The following is a 17,351-nucleotide window of genomic DNA, read 5'->3' as shown; positions in this document are numbered from 1 at the left end:
GTATGTATGGAAAGGAAACAGAAACAAAGACAGTGCAGCTTGGATTATTCAGCTGCACTGTCTTCTAAGAAATTTTAGCATCAATCTTCTTGAATAAATCATTCAGTCCCTCACTCATCGTCGGATGGGTGAAAATATTATCTCGTAAAGCTGTATATGATAGCTTTGCTTCCATTGCTAGACGGACAGTATTAATGATTTCACTAGATTCTGCACAAAATAGAGTGCAGCCAAGGATTTCTTTCGTTTCGGGATCAACTAATGCTTTTAATAAACCTGTTGATTGTTTATTGATTTTTGTATAAGGAATGTTTGCAGCTGGCATGCTAGCCACTACATAATCTATATTTTTTTCCTTTGCTTTCTTTTCATTTAAACCAACATGAGACAGCACTGGATCAAGGAATACACTGTAAGGGACATTTTTTCGGTAGGCTAACGAGTAGGTCCCTTCGCTTATTAGTTGGTCCCTGATAATCCGATAATCATCAAGTGAAATATAAGTGAATTGTGGTCCGCCGTTTACATCTCCGATTGCCCAAATATGTTTCTGTGAGGTTCTAAGGTAATCATCAACAATGACAGCTCCTTTATTATCAATCTCTACACCTGCTTTGTTTAAATTGAGACCTTCTGTATTCGGCTTTCTACCGGTTGCAAGAAGGAGGGCAGATGCTGTCTCTTCTGCTTTTTCACCTGCTTCATTCTCAACAATGGCTTTAATTCCATCTGAATGATTTGATACAGCGGTCAATTTACAACCTTGTAGGAAAGAGATATTTTTCGCTTGTAGTGTCTTTTTAATTTCTTCTGCAATATCTCTATCTTCCTGTGGCATGAATTCCGTGGAGCTATCGATTACAGTCACATTTGAACCGAAATTGGCATACATCGATGCAAATTCAAGGCCAATATAGCCGCCACCAGCAATAAGCAACTCTTCCGGAAGCTCGGATACTTGTTGTAATTCGGTTGAGGTATAGACGTGATTTGTTTCATTTAATCCTGTAATGGGTGGAATATTTGGTTGGGAACCAGTATTGATGATAAAGTAATCTGCGGTGAGGTCAAGGGATTCTGTTTCAGATTCCAAATGAACTTGCTTGTCAGAAATAAAGCTAGCTTTGGCAGTATAGACCATCACCGTTTCTTGGTCAGCCAGATTGTTGTAGTTTTTCTCTCTTAATGCAGCTGTCACTTTATTTTTATCCTCAATAGAACTTCTATAGAAATTTTGTTTATCTTCCTTCAGGTCTTCTTCTTTCTTTCCATGATGAATAAGTATTTTTGTTGGAATACAAGCGATATTAATACAAGTTCCTCCATACATTTCGGCTGATTGCTCCACCATAGCTACGTTTTTTCCTTTTGCTGCAAGATCAGCGGCAAGTGTTTTTCCCCCTTTGCCGAAGCCGATGATGATATAGTCATAATGTTTCATACGATCGTCTCCTTTCATAAAAACTATTACCTGTTTTTGACTTTTTAAACGGACAGCATATTTCTGCAATATTAGGGTAAATCATTAAATAGTCTTTACCTTTATTCTTTAGGTGTAAATTTATTTTAAATGTTTGAAGAAAAATATTGCATGTTTATAAAATTTATTGCATAATAATACAAAACAAAGATTACTGGGAGGAATTTAATTTATGCTATCTGTGGCGAAGGATATGAAAATTAACAACGATGGTTTCTTTGGAAGAGATTTATTAAGCCTTGAAGATTATACTCCAGACGAAATTAATTATTTACTGGAACTTGCTTATTATATAAAAGAACAACGTAAAAAGGGAATTGCATTTGAACCGCTGAAAGGAAAGATCCTTGGAATGATTTTCGAGAAATCTTCCACAAGAACCCGTGTCTCGTTTGAAGCGGGGATGATGCAATTAGGCGGCCAGGCAATCTTTTTGAGCTCAAGGGATATCCAACTTGGACGTGGTGAAACCATAGCAGATACCGCACGTGTATTATCCGGATATTTGGACGGCATCATGATTCGGACATTTTCACATGATAGCGTGGAAGAACTTGCGAAATATGCTTCCATCCCAGTCATTAATGGACTAACGGATCTTCATCACCCATGTCAGGTACTAGCAGACTTACAAACGATTCTTGAAATCAAAGGTACATTAAAAGGGCAAAAGCTTGTCTATATCGGAGACGGAAACAATATGGCCCATTCATTAATGATTGGTGCTGCGAAGACAGGTATGGAAATGGTAGTGGCAGCTCCTGAGAAATATTTACCAGATGAAAAAGTCACTAACAAGGCGCAAGACATTGCCAAAGAAACAGGTGCGATAATTTCTGTCACGACGGATGCAGCGGAAGCAGTACAGAATGCTGATTTCATCTATACGGATGTATGGGCGAGCATGGGGCAAGAAGAGGAGCAGGAAGTACGGAAAGCAATTTTTGCTGAATATCAAGTGAATGACGAACTATTGGCTAAGGCGAAATCTGACGTCACTTTCCTACACTGTCTCCCCGCACACCGTGGAGAAGAAGTGACAGAAAGTGTCTTGGAAGGAAAACATTCTGTCGTATTCCAACAAGCGGAGAATCGTCTGCATGCACAGAAGGCGCTTTTGACAGCGTTGATGAGTTAACGATAGCAAAACACCCTACATGAAAATGTTCATGTAGGGTGTTTTTTACTGTCCAAAATTCATGATGAGTTCCGAATGAACTATATCTGCTCAACCTTTAATCCGTCAGCGTCCATCTTTAAAGGGATTACTTGATAATCTGGTAAAACATCTTTGAACTGCTGGACTAGATGTTCACTTTTTCCATTGGGGACGAACGATACCATCGTTGGTCCGGCTCCGCTGATAACCGACCCATATGCACCATGTTCTTTTGCCTGACGTTTAATCAAATCATAATTTGGAATAAGAGATTTTCTATATGGTTCATGGAATAGATCCTTTTCCATCATCTTACCGGCTAGTCCATAATTGCCTTGTAAAAGTGCTGCGATGGTTAAATTGCTGATTCCACTTGCCAGGGCTGCATCATGGTTAAGGTATTGTTCAGGCAAGACATTCCTTGCAGCCTCTGTTTTCAACTCAACTTTCGGAATATAAGCGACAAGTTCCAAATCTAAATCCGAGATTTTTAACCAATCCACTTCATTATCTACATAAGTCGAAACGATAAGTCCTCCTAGCAAAGCAGGGGCGACATTATCTGGATGGCCTTCTATTGCTGTAGCGTATCCTAATTTCTCTTCAGATGTTAATTTTAACTCTCCTAATTGGTCGGCAATTTCTATTCCAGCAATAATCGCAGCCGCACTGCTGCCCAGCCCCCTGGCAAGTGGTACACTTGTTGTTTCCTTAACGAGACAGGGGGAGAGGGTTTTCCCATGCTGATCAGCCACTTGTTTCGCAATTTTGTATATGAAATGCTCTTCAAAGGGAGTACCAGGAGCAAAACTTGGGGAGATAAACTCCCATTTGTCCTGCTTCGTAACTTCCAATGTCAAGTATAAATTGACCGCCAAACCTAGAGAGTCAAAACCAGGTCCAATATTGGCGGAACTGGCTGGGACACGAATCATAAAACTAGTCATTGTTAGTCAACTCTTCGATATAGTTTTTAATTGCTGTTGCATCATTAGGCAGGGAAACAGTCTCAATCTCTTGATTATCCTGGACGGTTTGCGGGTCCTTCAATCCGTTGCCGGTCAGAACCGCAACGACCTTACTTCCTTGTGGAATATTCCCTGCTTTACATTGTTGAATAACGCCAGCAATGGAAGCGTTGGAACCTGGTTCTGCGAAAACACCCTCTGACTTAGGGAGATGTTTGAACGCAGATAAAATCTCTTCGTCACTAACAGATGTTATCATCCCATTGGACTCATCGCGGGCTGCTGTAGCCAGTGCCCAACTAGCTGGGTTACCAATCCGAATTGCTGTTGCAATTGTTTCTGGTTGTGTAATGATTTCATCCTTTGTAATAGCCGCAGCGCCTTCAGCCTCAAAACCAAACATTTTCGGCAGGCCTGTTTGTTTTTCTTCATTGTACTCTTTAAAGCCTTTCCAATAGGCACTGATATTTCCGGCGTTACCGACTGGAATAGCTAGAATATCAGGTGCACTTCCTAAAGCATCGCAAATTTCAAAAGCAGCTGTTTTTTGACCTTCTATACGGTAAGGGTTTACTGAGTTTACAAGGGTAACCGGTGTTGTTTCACTGATTTCCCGAACCATACTTAATGCCTCATCAAAATTTCCATCAATTTCAATGATTTCTGCACCATATATAACGGCTTGAGCTAATTTTCCGAGTGCCACTTTACCCTTAGGAATAACAATGATTGCACGCATCCCTGCACGAGCTGCATAAGCTGCAGCAGCTGCTGATGTATTACCAGTAGATGCGCAAATCACGGACCTGCTGCCTGCTTCTTTTGCTTTTGCTACAGCCATAACCATTCCGCGATCTTTAAAGGAACCAGTTGGATTCGCTCCTTCAATCTTTCCATACAATTCAATTCCTAACTCCTTAGACAAAGTTGGGAAATGAAGGAGAGGTGTATTTCCCTCGTTTAATGAAATATTAGGTGTGTTCTCTGTGACTGGTAAATAGTCACTGTATTGTTTGAGCAATCCTTGCCAAGTCATTCGACTCCATCTCCTTCAACGCGATAATAACTCGAAATTTCCTTTAAGACAGGTAAATTCTGAACCTTATCTAGTAATTTTGTAAAGTTTTCTTCTGATGTCTGATGTGTGATGACAATAATCTCTGCTGATTTTTCCTTTTTATTAGGTCGCTGGATAATCCGTTTTAAACTAATTTCTTGCTCATGGAAAATTTTAGATAATTGCGAGAAAACTCCAGCCTCATCTTTTACGTTTAAGCGTAAGTAATATTGCGAAAAACGTTCACTCGGTGTTTTTAAAGCTTTGTTATGATAGTTTTTGACAACCTGTTCGCCGGTTACTCCAAGACGGATATTTTTAACGACATTTACCAAGTCGGAAACGATAGCTGTAGCCGTTGGGAGACTCCCTGCTCCTGGTCCATAGAACATAGTTTCACCGACGGCTTTACCATATACATATACCGCATTGTATTCATTTTTTACGGAAGCTAGCGGGTGATCATTGGATAAAAATGTCGGCATGACATGAACCTCCAATTGCCCATCTTCAAAATCGGCATATCCAATGAGTTTCATCGTATAGCCGAGTTCACTGCCATTTTTAATATCCTCGGTAGAAACTTGAGAGATTCCAGTAACAGTAACATCTTTAAGGTCAACCGGAGTAGAAAAAGCGAGACGTCCCAGGATTGCCATTTTCCGTGCCGCATCCAATCCTTCCACATCCGCAGTCGGATCAGCTTCTGCAAAGCCTAATTCCTGTGCCTGTTTTAAAGCATCCCCATAACTTGTACCTTCTTCTGCCATCTTTGTTAATATGTAATTTGTCGTTCCATTGACAATTCCCATGACTCTTTCAATACGATCAGAGGCTAAGCCGTCCGTAATCCCTCTTAAAATAGGAATACCTCCTGCAACACTAGCTTCATAGTAAAAGTCGCATTTATTCTTTTCAGCTGCTGCATGAAGTTCAGGTCCATGTAACGCGACTAAATCTTTATTTGCAGAAACCACATGTTTCCCTGCGGAGAATGCTTGTAAAATATATTCCTTAGTAATATCCACTCCACCCATTACTTCGATGACAACATTAATGTCAGGATCATTCAATACATCATCAGGATTTGAAGTTAACAAAGCAGGATTTACATCCACTTCGCGGGCTTTTTCCAAGTTACGGACGAGAACGCGTTTTACTTCGATTGGTACTCCAAGTTGGTGTTTTAGCTTCTCTTGGTGGTTATTAATGATATGGACCACACCTGATCCGACTACTCCTAGGCCTAATAAACCGATTGATACTTTTTTTACCATCTCATCACCTCATCACTGCAGAGTATTGCAGTATTATTTTATATATTTAATCAATTTAAACATGAAAAGCAAATGATATCAATATCCTAATGACTAGTATTATTATGTTAAGCGCTTACTTTTTTTAAAAATGAATAACATATTTAAATTTCTATTAATATCATATAGTAGCCCGTACGGTAAAGGGGGAGTTTTATGCGAAATGAGATTATCGGCAGCATTTTTTTCATTTTATTAATTCTTGGTTTGCTCATCGGCATGTTATTTGATCGGGTAGAATTATTTGGGTTTCTTGGTTTAATGTTAGGGTTGGGTGTAGTCCTCTTATTCAGGAAAAAATATTTTTGAAAAAAAGCAGGCCCAACCTCGGTATGGGAACCTGCTTTCGTTTGTTGTATTAAAGGGGAATTTTGGTTTGGGATTTTTCACTCTCCAATTGGAGAAGAAATTCTTTTAATGAAAGACCTGCCCGGAAGCCTCCAAGCGCACCATTCTTCTGGATGACTCGATGGCATGGAATAGCGATGAGCACTGGATTTCTTCCAATTGCTGTTCCAACAGCTCTAACGCTTTGCGGATTACCGATGTCATTGGCGATGTCCGAGTAGGTTCTTGTTTCACCGTAAGGTATATGCTGTAAAACTTTCCATACCGCAAGTTGAAAGGGTGTCCCTCTGAGGTCAAGAGGGATGTCGAACGTACGGAGATCTCCTGAAAAGTATCTTTCCATAGCTTCTATATATATCCGAAGTTTTTGTTCATCTTTTTGAAATGTGCGATGCGGTTCCTGCTTTAGCAGCCAAGATTGCATCTGCTGTTCGTCTTCATTGAATCCGCCGGCCCAGCATAAGCCCTTTTCCGTAGCAGCTAAAATCATCCTTTTATCATCCCGCTCAAAACTGTCATAATAGACAATTCTTCCGTTTCCCATATCAAAACAACTCCTATTTGTTTTCTGTTTCATCTTCAACGGCTGGATAAAAACCATGGGATTCACCAAAATATTTATTGTACCTTTGTTTAAACTTATAGAATAAATATTGCACCAGCACTTTCAAAATCGCATAACCAGGAATACCTAAAATTACTCCGATGATACCAAATAGATTTCCTGCTACAAGTAAGACAATGATAATCGTGAGTGGATGAACCTGCATTGTGCGTCCCATGACATTTGGTGAAACAAAGTTACCCTCAAGGAATTGCACAGCCATCCAAACAATTGCCAATTTGAGTAGCATGATCGGCGAATCTACAATAGAAATGATGATCGCCGGCAGAATGGCTATCATTGGTCCGAGGTATGGTACAACGGAAGTGACTGCGGCGATAATCGCTAGAGTCAACGCATATGGCATCCCGATAATTAAATATCCGATATATAGGAGGAGCCCAATACATGACGCAACAATAATCTGTCCTTGGATATAAGAACCGACTTGCGTATCCATATTATCCAGAATTTGATTTGCATCTTTACGAAATGCAGGTGGTAAAAGAGTAAGGAAGTATTCTTTAAATCTTGTACCGTCCTTTAATAGGAAAAAGAGAATAATAGGAAATGTTACGATGGCTACCACGATATTCGTAACTGTAGATGCGATATTTTGCACACTTTCAAATGCATTTAATAAGTAGCCGCCAATGATTCCAGGCAAATCACTGAAATTATCGACAATCCAATTATATCCCTCCTCGTAATAAGGAGCGAGAAAGGAGTTTTGAACCCATTCGGTAATACCAGCTCCAAGCTGAGCTAAGTAGTTAGGGAAGTTTTTAATTAAATCTTGGATTTGAGTTTCAATCAACGGTGCTGTAAGAAGAACAACACCCGTTAATATCCCGGCAATGGCAAGGATGAGAATGATGATTCCCCAAATTCGTTTGATCCGGATCTTTTCTAAAAGATTTACGACTGGATTTAACAAATAAAAAGCAATGAACGCCAGAATTATCGGTGGAGTTATCGTTGAAACAATGACGATAACCGGATAAAACACAAATGATACACGGTCGTAGATAAAAATGGTGATACCAATTAAAGACAGTAATGCAAATAGAAAAAATAGATTTTTTCCACCAAGAAATTTAATAAATCGACTTGTCTGATTCATACGTAACCCCTTTTTCCTATAGTTTTCTATTTTACTTACAGTATAAGGTAAGATATGAACAAAAAACAATTACAATAGTTAACATCTAGTAGCTGTTAATTTCTTTTTGTTTCTCTTTCTGCATCAAAGATATGGACATCGTAGCGAGGGCGATTACAACAAATAACCCGCCGATAAAGGGGTTGATTTCAACTCCAGACCGGTCTATCGTTACCCCGCCTATAAAGGAACCGAAAGCGATGCCGAAGTGTAAAGCAGAATTGCTGATGCTGATCTGCATATCTGCTGTTTCTGGATCAATAGCCATCAGGTAAGTTTGCATGGCTGGAGTAACTGACCAGCTCATCAACCCCCATAATGCTAGAACAATCATGAATAACGGCAGATAAGCAGTACTATAGGATGTTGCAAAAATCATCGCTGCATAGATAATGATGAAAATTGGGATAATGCGGGTACTGCCAAATTTATCTGACATGGTACCACCAAATGCTCCCCCACAAACTGCGGCTATCCCGAAAATGAGATAAACGATACTGATCATATGCTCTTCCAGCCCCATAGTCGTTTGACTAAATGGAGTTAAATATGCATACAATACAGCATGTCCCGACATCATCATAAAGATGGTCAAATGCGCAAATAGAATTTTGTTGTTTTTGAGTGACTGGACTTGTGATTTAATGGAACTTACAGGTCTTGGAGGTACACGTTCCATAAAGAAGTGAACACCGAGCATACTGATGACAGTTAGAATCACAATCAATATAAAGGGGGCTCTCCAACCGAAGAGGTTTCCTAAGCTTAGGCCAATCGGTACGCCTAATACGAGGGAGGCACTTACTCCCATACTTACAACGCCAATTGCCCGACCACGATATTTTGGTTCGACAATATTGGCTGCTAAAACGATACAAAGAATGATTAAAATGGAGCCGCTGATTGCAGAGATGATTCTTCCCACAAATAGCACACTATAAACCGGGCTTATAGCCGCGATAATATTACCGACCAGAAAGACGGATAAGGAAATTAATGTCAAACGTTTCCTTTCCATTTTAGCAGTAAGGACGAGCAGGACCGGAGCGGCTATCCCAAATGTAAGGGAAAAGACAGTGATCAACATGCCGGCTAGTCCGAGGCTGACATTCAAATCTTCAGCAATGAGGTCTAATATTCCTCCAATAAGCAGTTCAACCATTCCGACAACAAAAGAGACGGTCATTAGAAAATATACACGTTTATTCATGGTGTGACACCTTTCTATTATGAGTACAATTACCATCTTACGTGGTATGGCTTAAAATCACAAGAACAAGCATGCCAGATAGGCTAAGTAAGTTGGGAAAACTAGGGAAATGAGCACAAAGAGGAAAAAACTCAGTTGTTTTGTTATAATTGAACTACCTCAATGTGCAAAGGGAGGACTTAGTGTTGAGCGCAAAAGCAAACTTGCAAAAAGAAGCAATGCATATGTTAAAGCTGACAAGCAGAACATTTTACATACCGATTAAACTGTTGAAACCGAAGCTGCAAAAAACAGTGGGTGCAGCTTATTTATGTATGCGGGCAATTGATGAAATTGAAGATCATGAAACGTTGGCTAAAGAGATTAAAACACAACTGTTGCGGGATACGAGTAAACTTTTACAGTCCAAGACAGGATTTGATCGGGAAGCATATGAAGCATTGACAAAACCATATGATGAGCTCCCTGAAGTGACTCACCGCCTTGCAGATTGGATTGAATTTTGTCCAGAAGACATTCGCGATAAAGTGTTGGAGTCAACAAGCGAAATGGCTGATGGAATGGCGAAATGGGTTGAGAAAGACTTTGATGTCCGAACGAAAGAAGAACTGGATGAGTATACGTACTATGTAGCAGGTCTTGTTGGTGTCATGTTATCCGATATTTGGAGATGGTATGATGGCACAGAAACTGACTACGACTTGGCGGTAGGCTATGGACGTGGATTACAAGCTGTCAACATGCTCCGTAATCAAGATGAGGACGCGGAGCGGGGAGTAGGCTTTTTGCCAGATGGTTGGACACGTGCCGATATGTTTGAATATGCTTGGGGAAATTTAGCCAAAGCAGACGAGTATATGAAGGATCTTAAAACAAGAAATATTGTTTTATTCTGTAAGATTCCTTTAGCCTTAGCGAAAAAGACACTCAAGGCGATGGATGAAGGGCATGAAAAAATGACTCGTGCAGAAGTAGAAGCAACGGTTAATGAGATTATAGATGAGAAAGCATAACAAAGCTGCCTGTCAAATTGGATAGGCAGCTTTTATATTTATTTTGCTTCCGATTGCAGATAGGATAAAGAAACTTTCAAATTCGCATTCTTTTCCCGGATACGATCGAGCAGTACCTTGTCTTTTGTTTCAATTTTTGTCCGAATCGCATAAGTGTATAGTATCATTGTTCCAAGGTTCGTAGTCTCCACTTGACGCAATTGATGGGAGAGTGTGAATTCGTCGAACACATCATCGAGCAGATTTTCATGATTTAAATTTTCAGGCACAGTCACTTTAAGGATTTGTGTATCTTTACCTTTTCCATAGTTGACTTTGTATAGAACATAAAATAGGATACTAGCAAAAAACGTCAAGATGATTGCTAATGTAAACTCATACAAACCGCATGTCATACCAACAGAAAGACCGAAGAATATATACGCAATATCTTTAGCATCCGTTACAGCACTACGGAATCGAATAAGTGAGAACACCGCAAATAAACCAAATGCCACTCCAGCATTACCACTGACTACATTCATAATGACCGAGACCACTACACTCATGATGATAATCGTATGTACAAAGTTTTGTGAGTACCGTTCTCCTGTGAAGGTGAGCTGGTAGACCAAAGTAATAATTATACTCAACACCGTAGAGAGTGTCATTGCCGCTAAACTTAGCATTAAGGTAGATTCCTCCCCATTCACTGAAAAAAATTGTTGAATTGCTTCCATTTTAAAATCCTCCTATACTTACTAATTCTTTATTTGTTCCAACTGGCGGGTGCATGTCATAGAGTAACTCCATGCTCGTGCAAAACTTTGAGGCACTCCGCTGTTCACAGTTCAATTCTTGCAGGATACGTGCGAGCCATAACGGAACACTATCGTCCACTTTCACCTCAAGAACGACTAAATTTGGATCAATGAACAGTTCACCGTATGATCCGTTTTCCAACTGTAAATCATGGTTTCTGCATCGCAAGTTAAAATCAAATGTCATTCTTAAGTTCGCGTCCTCCCGATGGTGAAGGGCATGTCGATCGTAACTGACGACCATTTCGGGCTTTAAATTATAGAGCTTCTTGAAATAATCAATTTCACGTAAAACTTGCTGGTTAGAGGTCTCGATATTGTTCAAGTCCTCATCCAATGCATGGATATAGCGGTATGCTTCCGACAATGGCAGCAGCATTCTGCGTTTGTTCACTACTTTTTTATGTTTTTGTTTTACTTCAAAAAATGCTGTGCTGTCTAAATTTGCATCGTTATATACTCGCAATCTGAGTTTTTGCCGATACATTAGTTTGTTTTTTGTTTCATAGTAGATTTTTTTATCCGTGCTTTCAAAATATAGACTAGTAACGGTGTATTTACCGTCTTCACCAAATTTATCCGGTCTCATAAATGGATAAATTTTTTCAATTAATGATTCGTATTGATTCATGGTGATTAAATATTTTTGTTCTTTTCTTCTAAAAATCTCAATAGCCATGACTCATCCTCCTTGCAAACTAATATTAGCCGGCCGGAGTAAGACCTCCATGTGAGAAAGATGAGAAATTGATTAGAAATCAATGAAGAAATATTAATTTAATGTAAATCCGAGATTAAAGTTATGTAAAAAAGGTGTATCTAGGCTTTGTACCTAAATACACCTTTGTTTGTCGATGTTCTTTAAAAGCACTGGAATGACTGGATTTGGTTAAGGTCGATTCCGAAGTATACCCAGCGATTACCTCTCCAGCGGTAGCCAGCGATGGAGTTTCTTCCGACGAAGACTGGATAGAACCAGAATTGATCTCTTCTTAGCCAAATATAAGTGAAACGGAATAAACAACGGCGGATTCCGCCTGGATCAATTGCAAAGGTTTGGAATTGGCTTTCCTGTGGTGTAAAGCTTGGTGGTGGAGAAGTTGGTGGTCCCCCTTGCTGTTGTCCAGGGAATCCTCCAGGCCCACCTGGTCCTCCAGGGAACCCTCCCGGTCCGCCAGGTCCTCCAGGAAATCCGCCTCCTCCAGGAAATCCCCCTCCGCCTGGGAATCCTCCGGGACCACCGGGGAATCCTGGTGGTCCAAATGGAGGTGGTCCTTGTTGTTGTCCTCCTCCAAAGAATTGACCTAAACCAGGGAAATTAAATAGTCTTTCCTCCTCATCCTGGTAATCATAAGGGTTATATGATTCATAGTTTTCATATGGATTATGTGGATAATGATTCATCACTTTTCTAGCCTCCTAAACTTCTTTTCTCTCCAATATATGGTGAAAACGTCTAGGTGGGATTAAATTGCCCAAGAATGGGCTATAGCTGAGATGTAAAATTAGTGTTGACTCTAACGTTACGTCATAGTTTATATTGAGATGGAAGGAGGGTTTTGGATGAAAATAAAAGAAGTTGCTGATCTAGTCGGAATCAGTGTGCGCACACTCCACCATTACGACGAAATTGGTTTACTCACGCCTGAGAAAACAACGGAAGCTGGTTATCGGATTTATTCGAAGGAGAATCTTGAGTTGCTTCAGCAAATCCTATTTTTTCGAGAACTTGGCTTTCCATTGAAAAAGATAAAAGAAATCATCCATGCTCCGACCTTCGATAAGGAAGAGGCTTTAAAGATGCATCGAAGCAGGTTGTTGAATAAGAAAGATCAGATTGATCAACTGATCAGTACGATTGATAAGACATTATTAACCATGAAAGGAGAGATGGATATGTCGGATAAAGAGAAGTTTTCCGGCTTTGATTTTAGCAATAACCCATACGAAGAGGAAGCGAGGCAGCGTTGGGGAGACAAAGCTCTAGATGATGCCAACGAAAAGCTAAAGAGCAAATCTACCGAGGAATTAAAAGAGTTTCAGGATAAATTCAATGATATATATCGTAAATTAGCTGAAATCCGTCATGAAGCTCCAGATTCAGACATTGCCCAAGCGAGGATTCATGATTGGTTTGTTTTTCTTAACGCTTTTGGAAATTATTCTAAAGAAGCGTTTAAGGGACTCGGCGAGATGTATGTTTACGATGAACGGTTCACCAAGAATATTGACCAATTTGGGGAAGGGCTGGCAGTGTTTATGCGCGATGCCATGGCTATTTATGCAGATCGTTTAGGCGAAGAGGAATAAACAATTCTGCCAGGTAGTTTATTAAAATTCTATTATTGCTTCATTGGACTCTTGTACGGAAATCAATCCGACTAGGGTCCATTTTTTATGATGAATAACTCTTAATTGGTACTTTTACTGTATGGAAATTTTGGTAAAATCAAGATATTTGCACAAAATACTTTATTAATTTTTAGGAAAGATGATATGATACAGAGAAATAAACTTAAGGAGGCTGACATAATGACTGTACAAACAACTTATAAAACTTCATTGCAACAGGATGTCAACATGCTTGGAAACATCTTAGGTGAGATACTTGTCCTCCATGGCGGTAAAGAGTTACTTGATAAGGTCGAAACCATTCGGAAAATGACGAAAAGTATTCGAACTGAGTTTGATAGAGTGACATACAACAAACTTAAAGAAGAAATCAGCAGCTTAAAGCCACCAATGAGAAAACAAGTGATCCGTGCTTTTTCTATTTATTTTCATTTAGTGAATGTCGCTGAACAAAATCACCGTATCCGACGCAGGCGCCAATACTTGCTGGAAGAAGGTACAAGTCAGCCGTTCTCACTGGAACAAACGGTCCGTAAAGTGAAAAGTTATTCACTTAATGATGAAGAAATCCAGAATGTATTAAATGATTTATCCATTGAGCTGATTATGACAGCGCACCCGACAGAAGCAACGAAACGAACTGTTCTGGAAACGCAGAAGCGGATATCAGAGAACCTTCGTAAATTGGATAATCCACTAATAACGAAAAGAGAGAGGGCAGCGGTAAAGGATAGCTTGTTCAATGAAGTGATCACATTATGGCATACCGATGAACTCAGACATAGAAAACCTGAGGTATTGGATGAAGTGAAAAACGGACTTTATTACTTTAATCAAGTCTTATTCGATACATTGCCTGATGTTTTCTGGGAATTGGAAATGCAACTTCAAGAACAAATCTCGGAAAAGGAATGGCAAGTGCCGAACTTCATCCGTTTTGGATCTTGGATTGGAGGTGACAGGGATGGGAATCCGAATGTCACACCAGAAATCACGTGGACAACATTAGAAATGCAGCAAAAGCTAATCTTGAAAAAGTATGAAGCTTCCCTTATTGAATTGATGAAAAGGTTTAGCCAATCTACTGAACGTCAATCTATTAATCAAGAATTAATAGATAAGGTGGAAAAAGAGGAAGAACTTTACTTAAAAGATTCGGAAAAGTGGCGCATAAAATCTGAAATATACAGACGGAAATTTGCAGTGATCTTGAAACGTTTGCGTGAAAAGGGAAAATCATCCCATGGTTATCAGTATGCAGAAGAATTGGCTGCTGATTTGAAAGAAATTCAAACAAATGCAGAGAAAAACTTACCGGAAAATAAAAAGCTTAAATCGATTCGAAAATTAATCCGACAAGTGGAGCTATTCGGTTTCCACCTGGCAACACTTGATATAAGAAATCATAGTGGGGAACATGAAGCAGCGATCACTGAGATTTTGAAAACGGTGCATCTCGCAGATGATTATTCAGCTCTTCCAGAATCTGAAAAACAAAAATTATTATTCGACATTCTGGCAAATCCAAGACCATTATTGCTTACAGATGATCGATATACCGAAGCGACTCAAGAAATGTTGAGCGTTTTCCGGTTGATTAAGCGAGCACATGAGGAGTTTGGAAAACGAGCCATCGAAGTTTATATCATCAGTATGACAGAAGCTCCGAGTGATTTGTTGGAAGTCCTTGTTCTTGCTAAAGAGACAGGACTATACCGGATTAATCAAGATGGATCAGTTGAAAGTGATCTGAATGTTGCACCGCTGCTCGAAACGATTGACGATTTAAAAGCAGGTCCTGAAATTATGAAGACATTATTTGAAACAGATATTTATCGTAACCAGCTGCGGGCACGTAATGATCACCAAGAAATCATGCTTGGCTATTCCGATGGAAGTAAAGATGGCGGTACATTGAGTGCAAACTGGGAGCTATTCAAAGCGCAGAAAGATATTCATCGGATGGCGAGGGAATATAATATTCGATTGAAATACTTCCATGGAAGAGGGGGATCCTTGGGACGTGGAGGCGGTTCATTGCACACCAGTATTCTTTCGCAACCAGTAGAGACACTTGGAGATGGTGTGAAAATTACGGAGCAGGGAGAAGTGCTTTCGTCCCGATATTTATTAGAAGATATCGCCTATCGAAACTTGGAGCAGGCTGCTTCCGCATTATTTGAATCAAGTGCCCGAGTCGCCAGTGCTCCTGACCGAATGCAGTTGCGGAAAGAAGAATGGGAAAGAGCAATGGAAGTCATGTCCGAGAAATCATTGGAAAAATACCAGTCACTCGTTTTCGGAGACCCAGACTTTCTGACGTATTTCAACGAGGCAACTCCTTTAACAGAATTGGATGCGTTAAACATCGGTTCTCGTCCAATGAGCAGAAAGAACAGCAAGCGTTTTGAGAACCTACGTGCAATTCCATGGGTGTTTGCTTGGACACAGTCGAGACACTTGCTGCCGGCATGGTATGCGGCAGGTACAGGATTACAAGCATTCATCGAGCAGGACGATCGTAATGTGGAAATCTTGCAGACTATGTATAACGAGTGGTCATTCTTCCATGCAACAATTAATAACCTGCAAAAGGCACTATTGACAGCAGATATGGGAAGTGCAAAAGAATACTTGGACTTGGTGGAAGATCCAGAAATAGCAGAGAGGATCTTTAATAATATTCTCGACGAATATAAACGAACAAAAGCGGCATTATTGCAGATTACAGGCAATGAAGCATTACTTAGCCATTCACCGAATATCCGCGAATCTATTCATTTGCGGAATCCATATGTTGATCCACTCAATATCATGCAAGTGGACTTGATTAAAAAACTAAGAGATACAACAAACCCTTCAGTAGAATTGGAGATTGATGTATTGCTGACAATCAATGGAGTTGCAGCAGGCTTAGTTAATACAGGCTGATTATAAAAAGAGCGAACTCGTTTCGCTCTTTTTTTCTGTATATAGAATTACCTTCTAAATCGAACGTGAGGGCTTCTTAAGTGCTGTATGTTGCTAAAATTACAGTCTAATCGTACGCGAGAGGTTCTTACGTGCTGCAAGTACATAAAACACCTTTCCTAATCGGACATGAGAGGTTCTAACGTGTTACGAGCACATAAAAAACTTACCTAATCAAACGTGAGAGCTTCTTGCGTGCTACGAGTGCATAAAATACCTTTCCTAATCGGACGTGAGAGGCTCTAACGTTCTACGAGTGCATAAAACACCTTCCCTAATCGAACGTGAGAGGTTCTCACGTGCTACGAGCACATAAAAAACTTACCTAATCAAACGTGAGAGGTTCTAGCGTGCTACGAGTGCATAAAACACTCTTCCTAATCGAACGTGAGAGGCTCTAACGTGCTACGAGTGCATAAAACACCTTCCCTAATCGAACGTGAGAGGTTCTCACGTGCTACGAGCACATAAAAAACTTACCTAATCAAACGTGAGAGCTTCTTGCATGCTACAAGTGCATAAAATACTCTTCCTAATCGAACGTGAGAGGCTCTAACGTTCTACGAGTACATAAAACACCTTCCCTAATCGAACGTGAGAGGCTCTAACGTGCTACGAGTACATAAAACACCTTCCCTAATCAAACATGAGAGGTTCTCACGTGCTACGAGTTCATGATGATACCTTCTAATCGACAATTACTCCAAATATTAGAATGTGGTTTAGTCAAGTCCATAATTCTGTGTAAAAGCATATTTTCGACCAGTAGTAATATTATTTGAAACCATAGTGTGAGAGCAGCCACAGCTTTGCTGCTTGCCATTGACTGTAGTGCCCGATTCTTAGTATTTGCTGGAAGGGGTCGGGGCCCCACCGGCAAATGCTTAGAATCGGTTTATCCGTGTTACAATT

General features: G+C 40.0%; 15 protein-coding genes. 5 read left to right on the top strand and 10 right to left on the bottom strand.

Annotation, left to right across the window (positions count from 1 at the left end; all coding sequences use genetic code 11):
- Positions 1–64: 64 nt before the first annotated feature.
- A complete protein-coding gene (locus M3210_RS08855; RefSeq protein WP_251513440.1) occupies positions 65–1,441 on the bottom strand; it encodes an FAD-dependent oxidoreductase in 1,377 nt (458 codons plus the stop codon).
- 211 nt (positions 1,442–1,652) lie between these two features.
- Here M3210_RS08855 and argF point away from each other — a divergent pair, with 211 nt between their 5' ends.
- Positions 1,653–2,618 carry an ornithine carbamoyltransferase gene (gene argF / locus M3210_RS08850; RefSeq protein WP_251513437.1) on the top strand — a complete coding sequence of 322 codons (966 nt, stop codon included), beginning with the start codon at positions 1,653–1,655 and terminating at the stop codon, positions 2,616–2,618.
- A gap of 80 nt (positions 2,619–2,698) precedes the next feature.
- Here argF and thrB read toward each other — a convergent pair whose 3' ends face one another.
- Genes thrB through M3210_RS08835 form a run of 3 tightly spaced genes read right to left on the bottom strand, consistent with a single transcriptional unit; the run spans position 2,699 to position 5,941 of the window.
- Positions 2,699–3,586, bottom strand: a complete 888-nt coding sequence (thrB, locus tag M3210_RS08845; RefSeq protein WP_251513435.1) for a homoserine kinase — start codon at positions 3,584–3,586, stop codon at positions 2,699–2,701.
- Positions 3,579–4,643 carry a threonine synthase gene (gene thrC / locus M3210_RS08840; protein WP_251513433.1) on the bottom strand — a complete coding sequence of 355 codons (1,065 nt, stop codon included), beginning with the start codon at positions 4,641–4,643 and terminating at the stop codon, positions 3,579–3,581. The genes thrB and thrC overlap by 8 nt, the downstream gene beginning before the upstream one ends.
- Positions 4,640–5,941 carry a homoserine dehydrogenase gene (locus M3210_RS08835; protein ID WP_251513430.1) on the bottom strand — a complete coding sequence of 434 codons (1,302 nt, stop codon included), beginning with the start codon at positions 5,939–5,941 and terminating at the stop codon, positions 4,640–4,642. The genes thrC and M3210_RS08835 overlap by 4 nt, the downstream gene beginning before the upstream one ends.
- A gap of 195 nt (positions 5,942–6,136) precedes the next feature.
- Here M3210_RS08835 and M3210_RS08830 point away from each other — a divergent pair, with 195 nt between their 5' ends.
- Entirely contained in the window at positions 6,137–6,289 is a 153-nt protein-coding gene (locus M3210_RS08830) for a hypothetical protein (RefSeq protein WP_251513427.1), read from the top strand.
- A 49-nt stretch (positions 6,290–6,338) separates the two neighbouring features.
- Here M3210_RS08830 and M3210_RS08825 read toward each other — a convergent pair whose 3' ends face one another.
- From M3210_RS08825 to M3210_RS08815, 3 genes are all read right to left on the bottom strand, one after another.
- On the bottom strand, positions 6,339–6,872 hold the full coding sequence (locus M3210_RS08825) for a methylated-DNA--[protein]-cysteine S-methyltransferase (RefSeq protein WP_251513424.1): 534 nt from the start codon (positions 6,870–6,872) through the stop codon (positions 6,339–6,341).
- Positions 6,873–6,885: 13 nt separating this feature from the next.
- The gene (locus M3210_RS08820; RefSeq protein ID WP_251513422.1) at positions 6,886–8,055 is read right to left on the bottom strand and encodes an AI-2E family transporter; all 1,170 of its coding nucleotides are present in this window, start codon (positions 8,053–8,055) and stop codon (positions 6,886–6,888) included.
- 85 nt (positions 8,056–8,140) lie between these two features.
- Complete coding sequence (locus M3210_RS08815; protein WP_251513419.1) at positions 8,141–9,304, bottom strand: MFS transporter; 1,164 nt, start codon at positions 9,302–9,304, stop codon at positions 8,141–8,143.
- 185 nt (positions 9,305–9,489) lie between these two features.
- On the opposite strand from M3210_RS08815, the gene M3210_RS08810 reads away from it, so the two are divergent.
- The gene (locus tag M3210_RS08810; protein ID WP_251513417.1) at positions 9,490–10,317 is read left to right on the top strand and encodes a squalene/phytoene synthase family protein; all 828 of its coding nucleotides are present in this window, start codon (positions 9,490–9,492) and stop codon (positions 10,315–10,317) included.
- A 38-nt stretch (positions 10,318–10,355) separates the two neighbouring features.
- Here the strand turns inward: M3210_RS08810 and M3210_RS08805 are convergent, their stop codons facing one another.
- The 3 genes from M3210_RS08805 to M3210_RS08795 all read right to left on the bottom strand — a co-directional run bounded on the left by M3210_RS08805 (position 10,356) and on the right by M3210_RS08795 (position 12,521).
- A complete protein-coding gene (locus tag M3210_RS08805) occupies positions 10,356–11,036 on the bottom strand; it encodes a DUF4956 domain-containing protein (RefSeq protein WP_251513415.1) in 681 nt (226 codons plus the stop codon).
- A gap of 1 nt (position 11,037) precedes the next feature.
- Positions 11,038–11,796: a polyphosphate polymerase domain-containing protein gene (locus M3210_RS08800; protein ID WP_251513412.1), complete on the bottom strand. Its 759-nt coding sequence runs from the start codon at positions 11,794–11,796 to the stop codon at positions 11,038–11,040.
- A gap of 182 nt (positions 11,797–11,978) precedes the next feature.
- Complete coding sequence (locus tag M3210_RS08795) at positions 11,979–12,521, bottom strand: hypothetical protein (RefSeq protein WP_251513616.1); 543 nt, start codon at positions 12,519–12,521, stop codon at positions 11,979–11,981.
- 159 nt (positions 12,522–12,680) lie between these two features.
- Between M3210_RS08795 and M3210_RS08790 the strand changes: the two genes are divergently transcribed.
- Positions 12,681–13,427, top strand: coding sequence for a MerR family transcriptional regulator (locus tag M3210_RS08790; RefSeq protein WP_251513410.1), 747 nt, complete (start codon positions 12,681–12,683; stop codon positions 13,425–13,427).
- 222 nt (positions 13,428–13,649) lie between these two features.
- Positions 13,650–16,400 (top strand): phosphoenolpyruvate carboxylase, encoded by a 2,751-nt coding sequence (gene ppc / locus M3210_RS08785; RefSeq protein WP_251513408.1) that lies wholly within the window; start codon positions 13,650–13,652, stop codon positions 16,398–16,400.
- Positions 16,401–17,351: the final 951 nt, after the last annotated feature.

Source organism: Oceanobacillus luteolus, assembly GCF_023715655.1.
In the GTDB taxonomy this organism is placed as follows: domain Bacteria; phylum Bacillota; class Bacilli; order Bacillales; family Amphibacillaceae; genus Oceanobacillus; species Oceanobacillus luteolus.
Note: the sequence above shows the minus strand (reverse complement) of the source record. Positions and strands in the feature narration are given on the sequence as shown.

Excerpts from the sequence above, each read along its gene's own strand:
- M3210_RS08830 (WP_251513427.1), top strand. The coding sequence starts at position 6,137 with ATGCGAAATGAGATTATCGGCAGCATTTTTTTCATTTTATTAATTCTT.
- thrC (WP_251513433.1), bottom strand. The coding sequence starts at position 4,643 with ATGACTTGGCAAGGATTGCTCAAACAATACAGTGACTATTTACCAGTC.
- M3210_RS08835 (WP_251513430.1), bottom strand. The coding sequence starts at position 5,941 with ATGGTAAAAAAAGTATCAATCGGTTTATTAGGCCTAGGAGTAGTCGGA.
- M3210_RS08805 (WP_251513415.1), bottom strand. The coding sequence starts at position 11,036 with ATGGAAGCAATTCAACAATTTTTTTCAGTGAATGGGGAGGAATCTACC.
- M3210_RS08815 (WP_251513419.1), bottom strand. The coding sequence starts at position 9,304 with ATGAATAAACGTGTATATTTTCTAATGACCGTCTCTTTTGTTGTCGGA.
- M3210_RS08855 (WP_251513440.1), bottom strand. The coding sequence starts at position 1,441 with ATGAAACATTATGACTATATCATCATCGGCTTCGGCAAAGGGGGAAAA.
- argF (WP_251513437.1), top strand. The coding sequence starts at position 1,653 with ATGCTATCTGTGGCGAAGGATATGAAAATTAACAACGATGGTTTCTTT.
- M3210_RS08795 (WP_251513616.1), bottom strand. The coding sequence starts at position 12,521 with ATGAATCATTATCCACATAATCCATATGAAAACTATGAATCATATAAC.
- M3210_RS08790 (WP_251513410.1), top strand. The coding sequence starts at position 12,681 with ATGAAAATAAAAGAAGTTGCTGATCTAGTCGGAATCAGTGTGCGCACA.
- M3210_RS08820 (WP_251513422.1), bottom strand. The coding sequence starts at position 8,055 with ATGAATCAGACAAGTCGATTTATTAAATTTCTTGGTGGAAAAAATCTA.
- M3210_RS08800 (WP_251513412.1), bottom strand. The coding sequence starts at position 11,796 with ATGGCTATTGAGATTTTTAGAAGAAAAGAACAAAAATATTTAATCACC.
- ppc (WP_251513408.1), top strand. The coding sequence starts at position 13,650 with ATGACTGTACAAACAACTTATAAAACTTCATTGCAACAGGATGTCAAC.
- M3210_RS08825 (WP_251513424.1), bottom strand. The coding sequence starts at position 6,872 with ATGGGAAACGGAAGAATTGTCTATTATGACAGTTTTGAGCGGGATGAT.
- thrB (WP_251513435.1), bottom strand. The coding sequence starts at position 3,586 with ATGACTAGTTTTATGATTCGTGTCCCAGCCAGTTCCGCCAATATTGGA.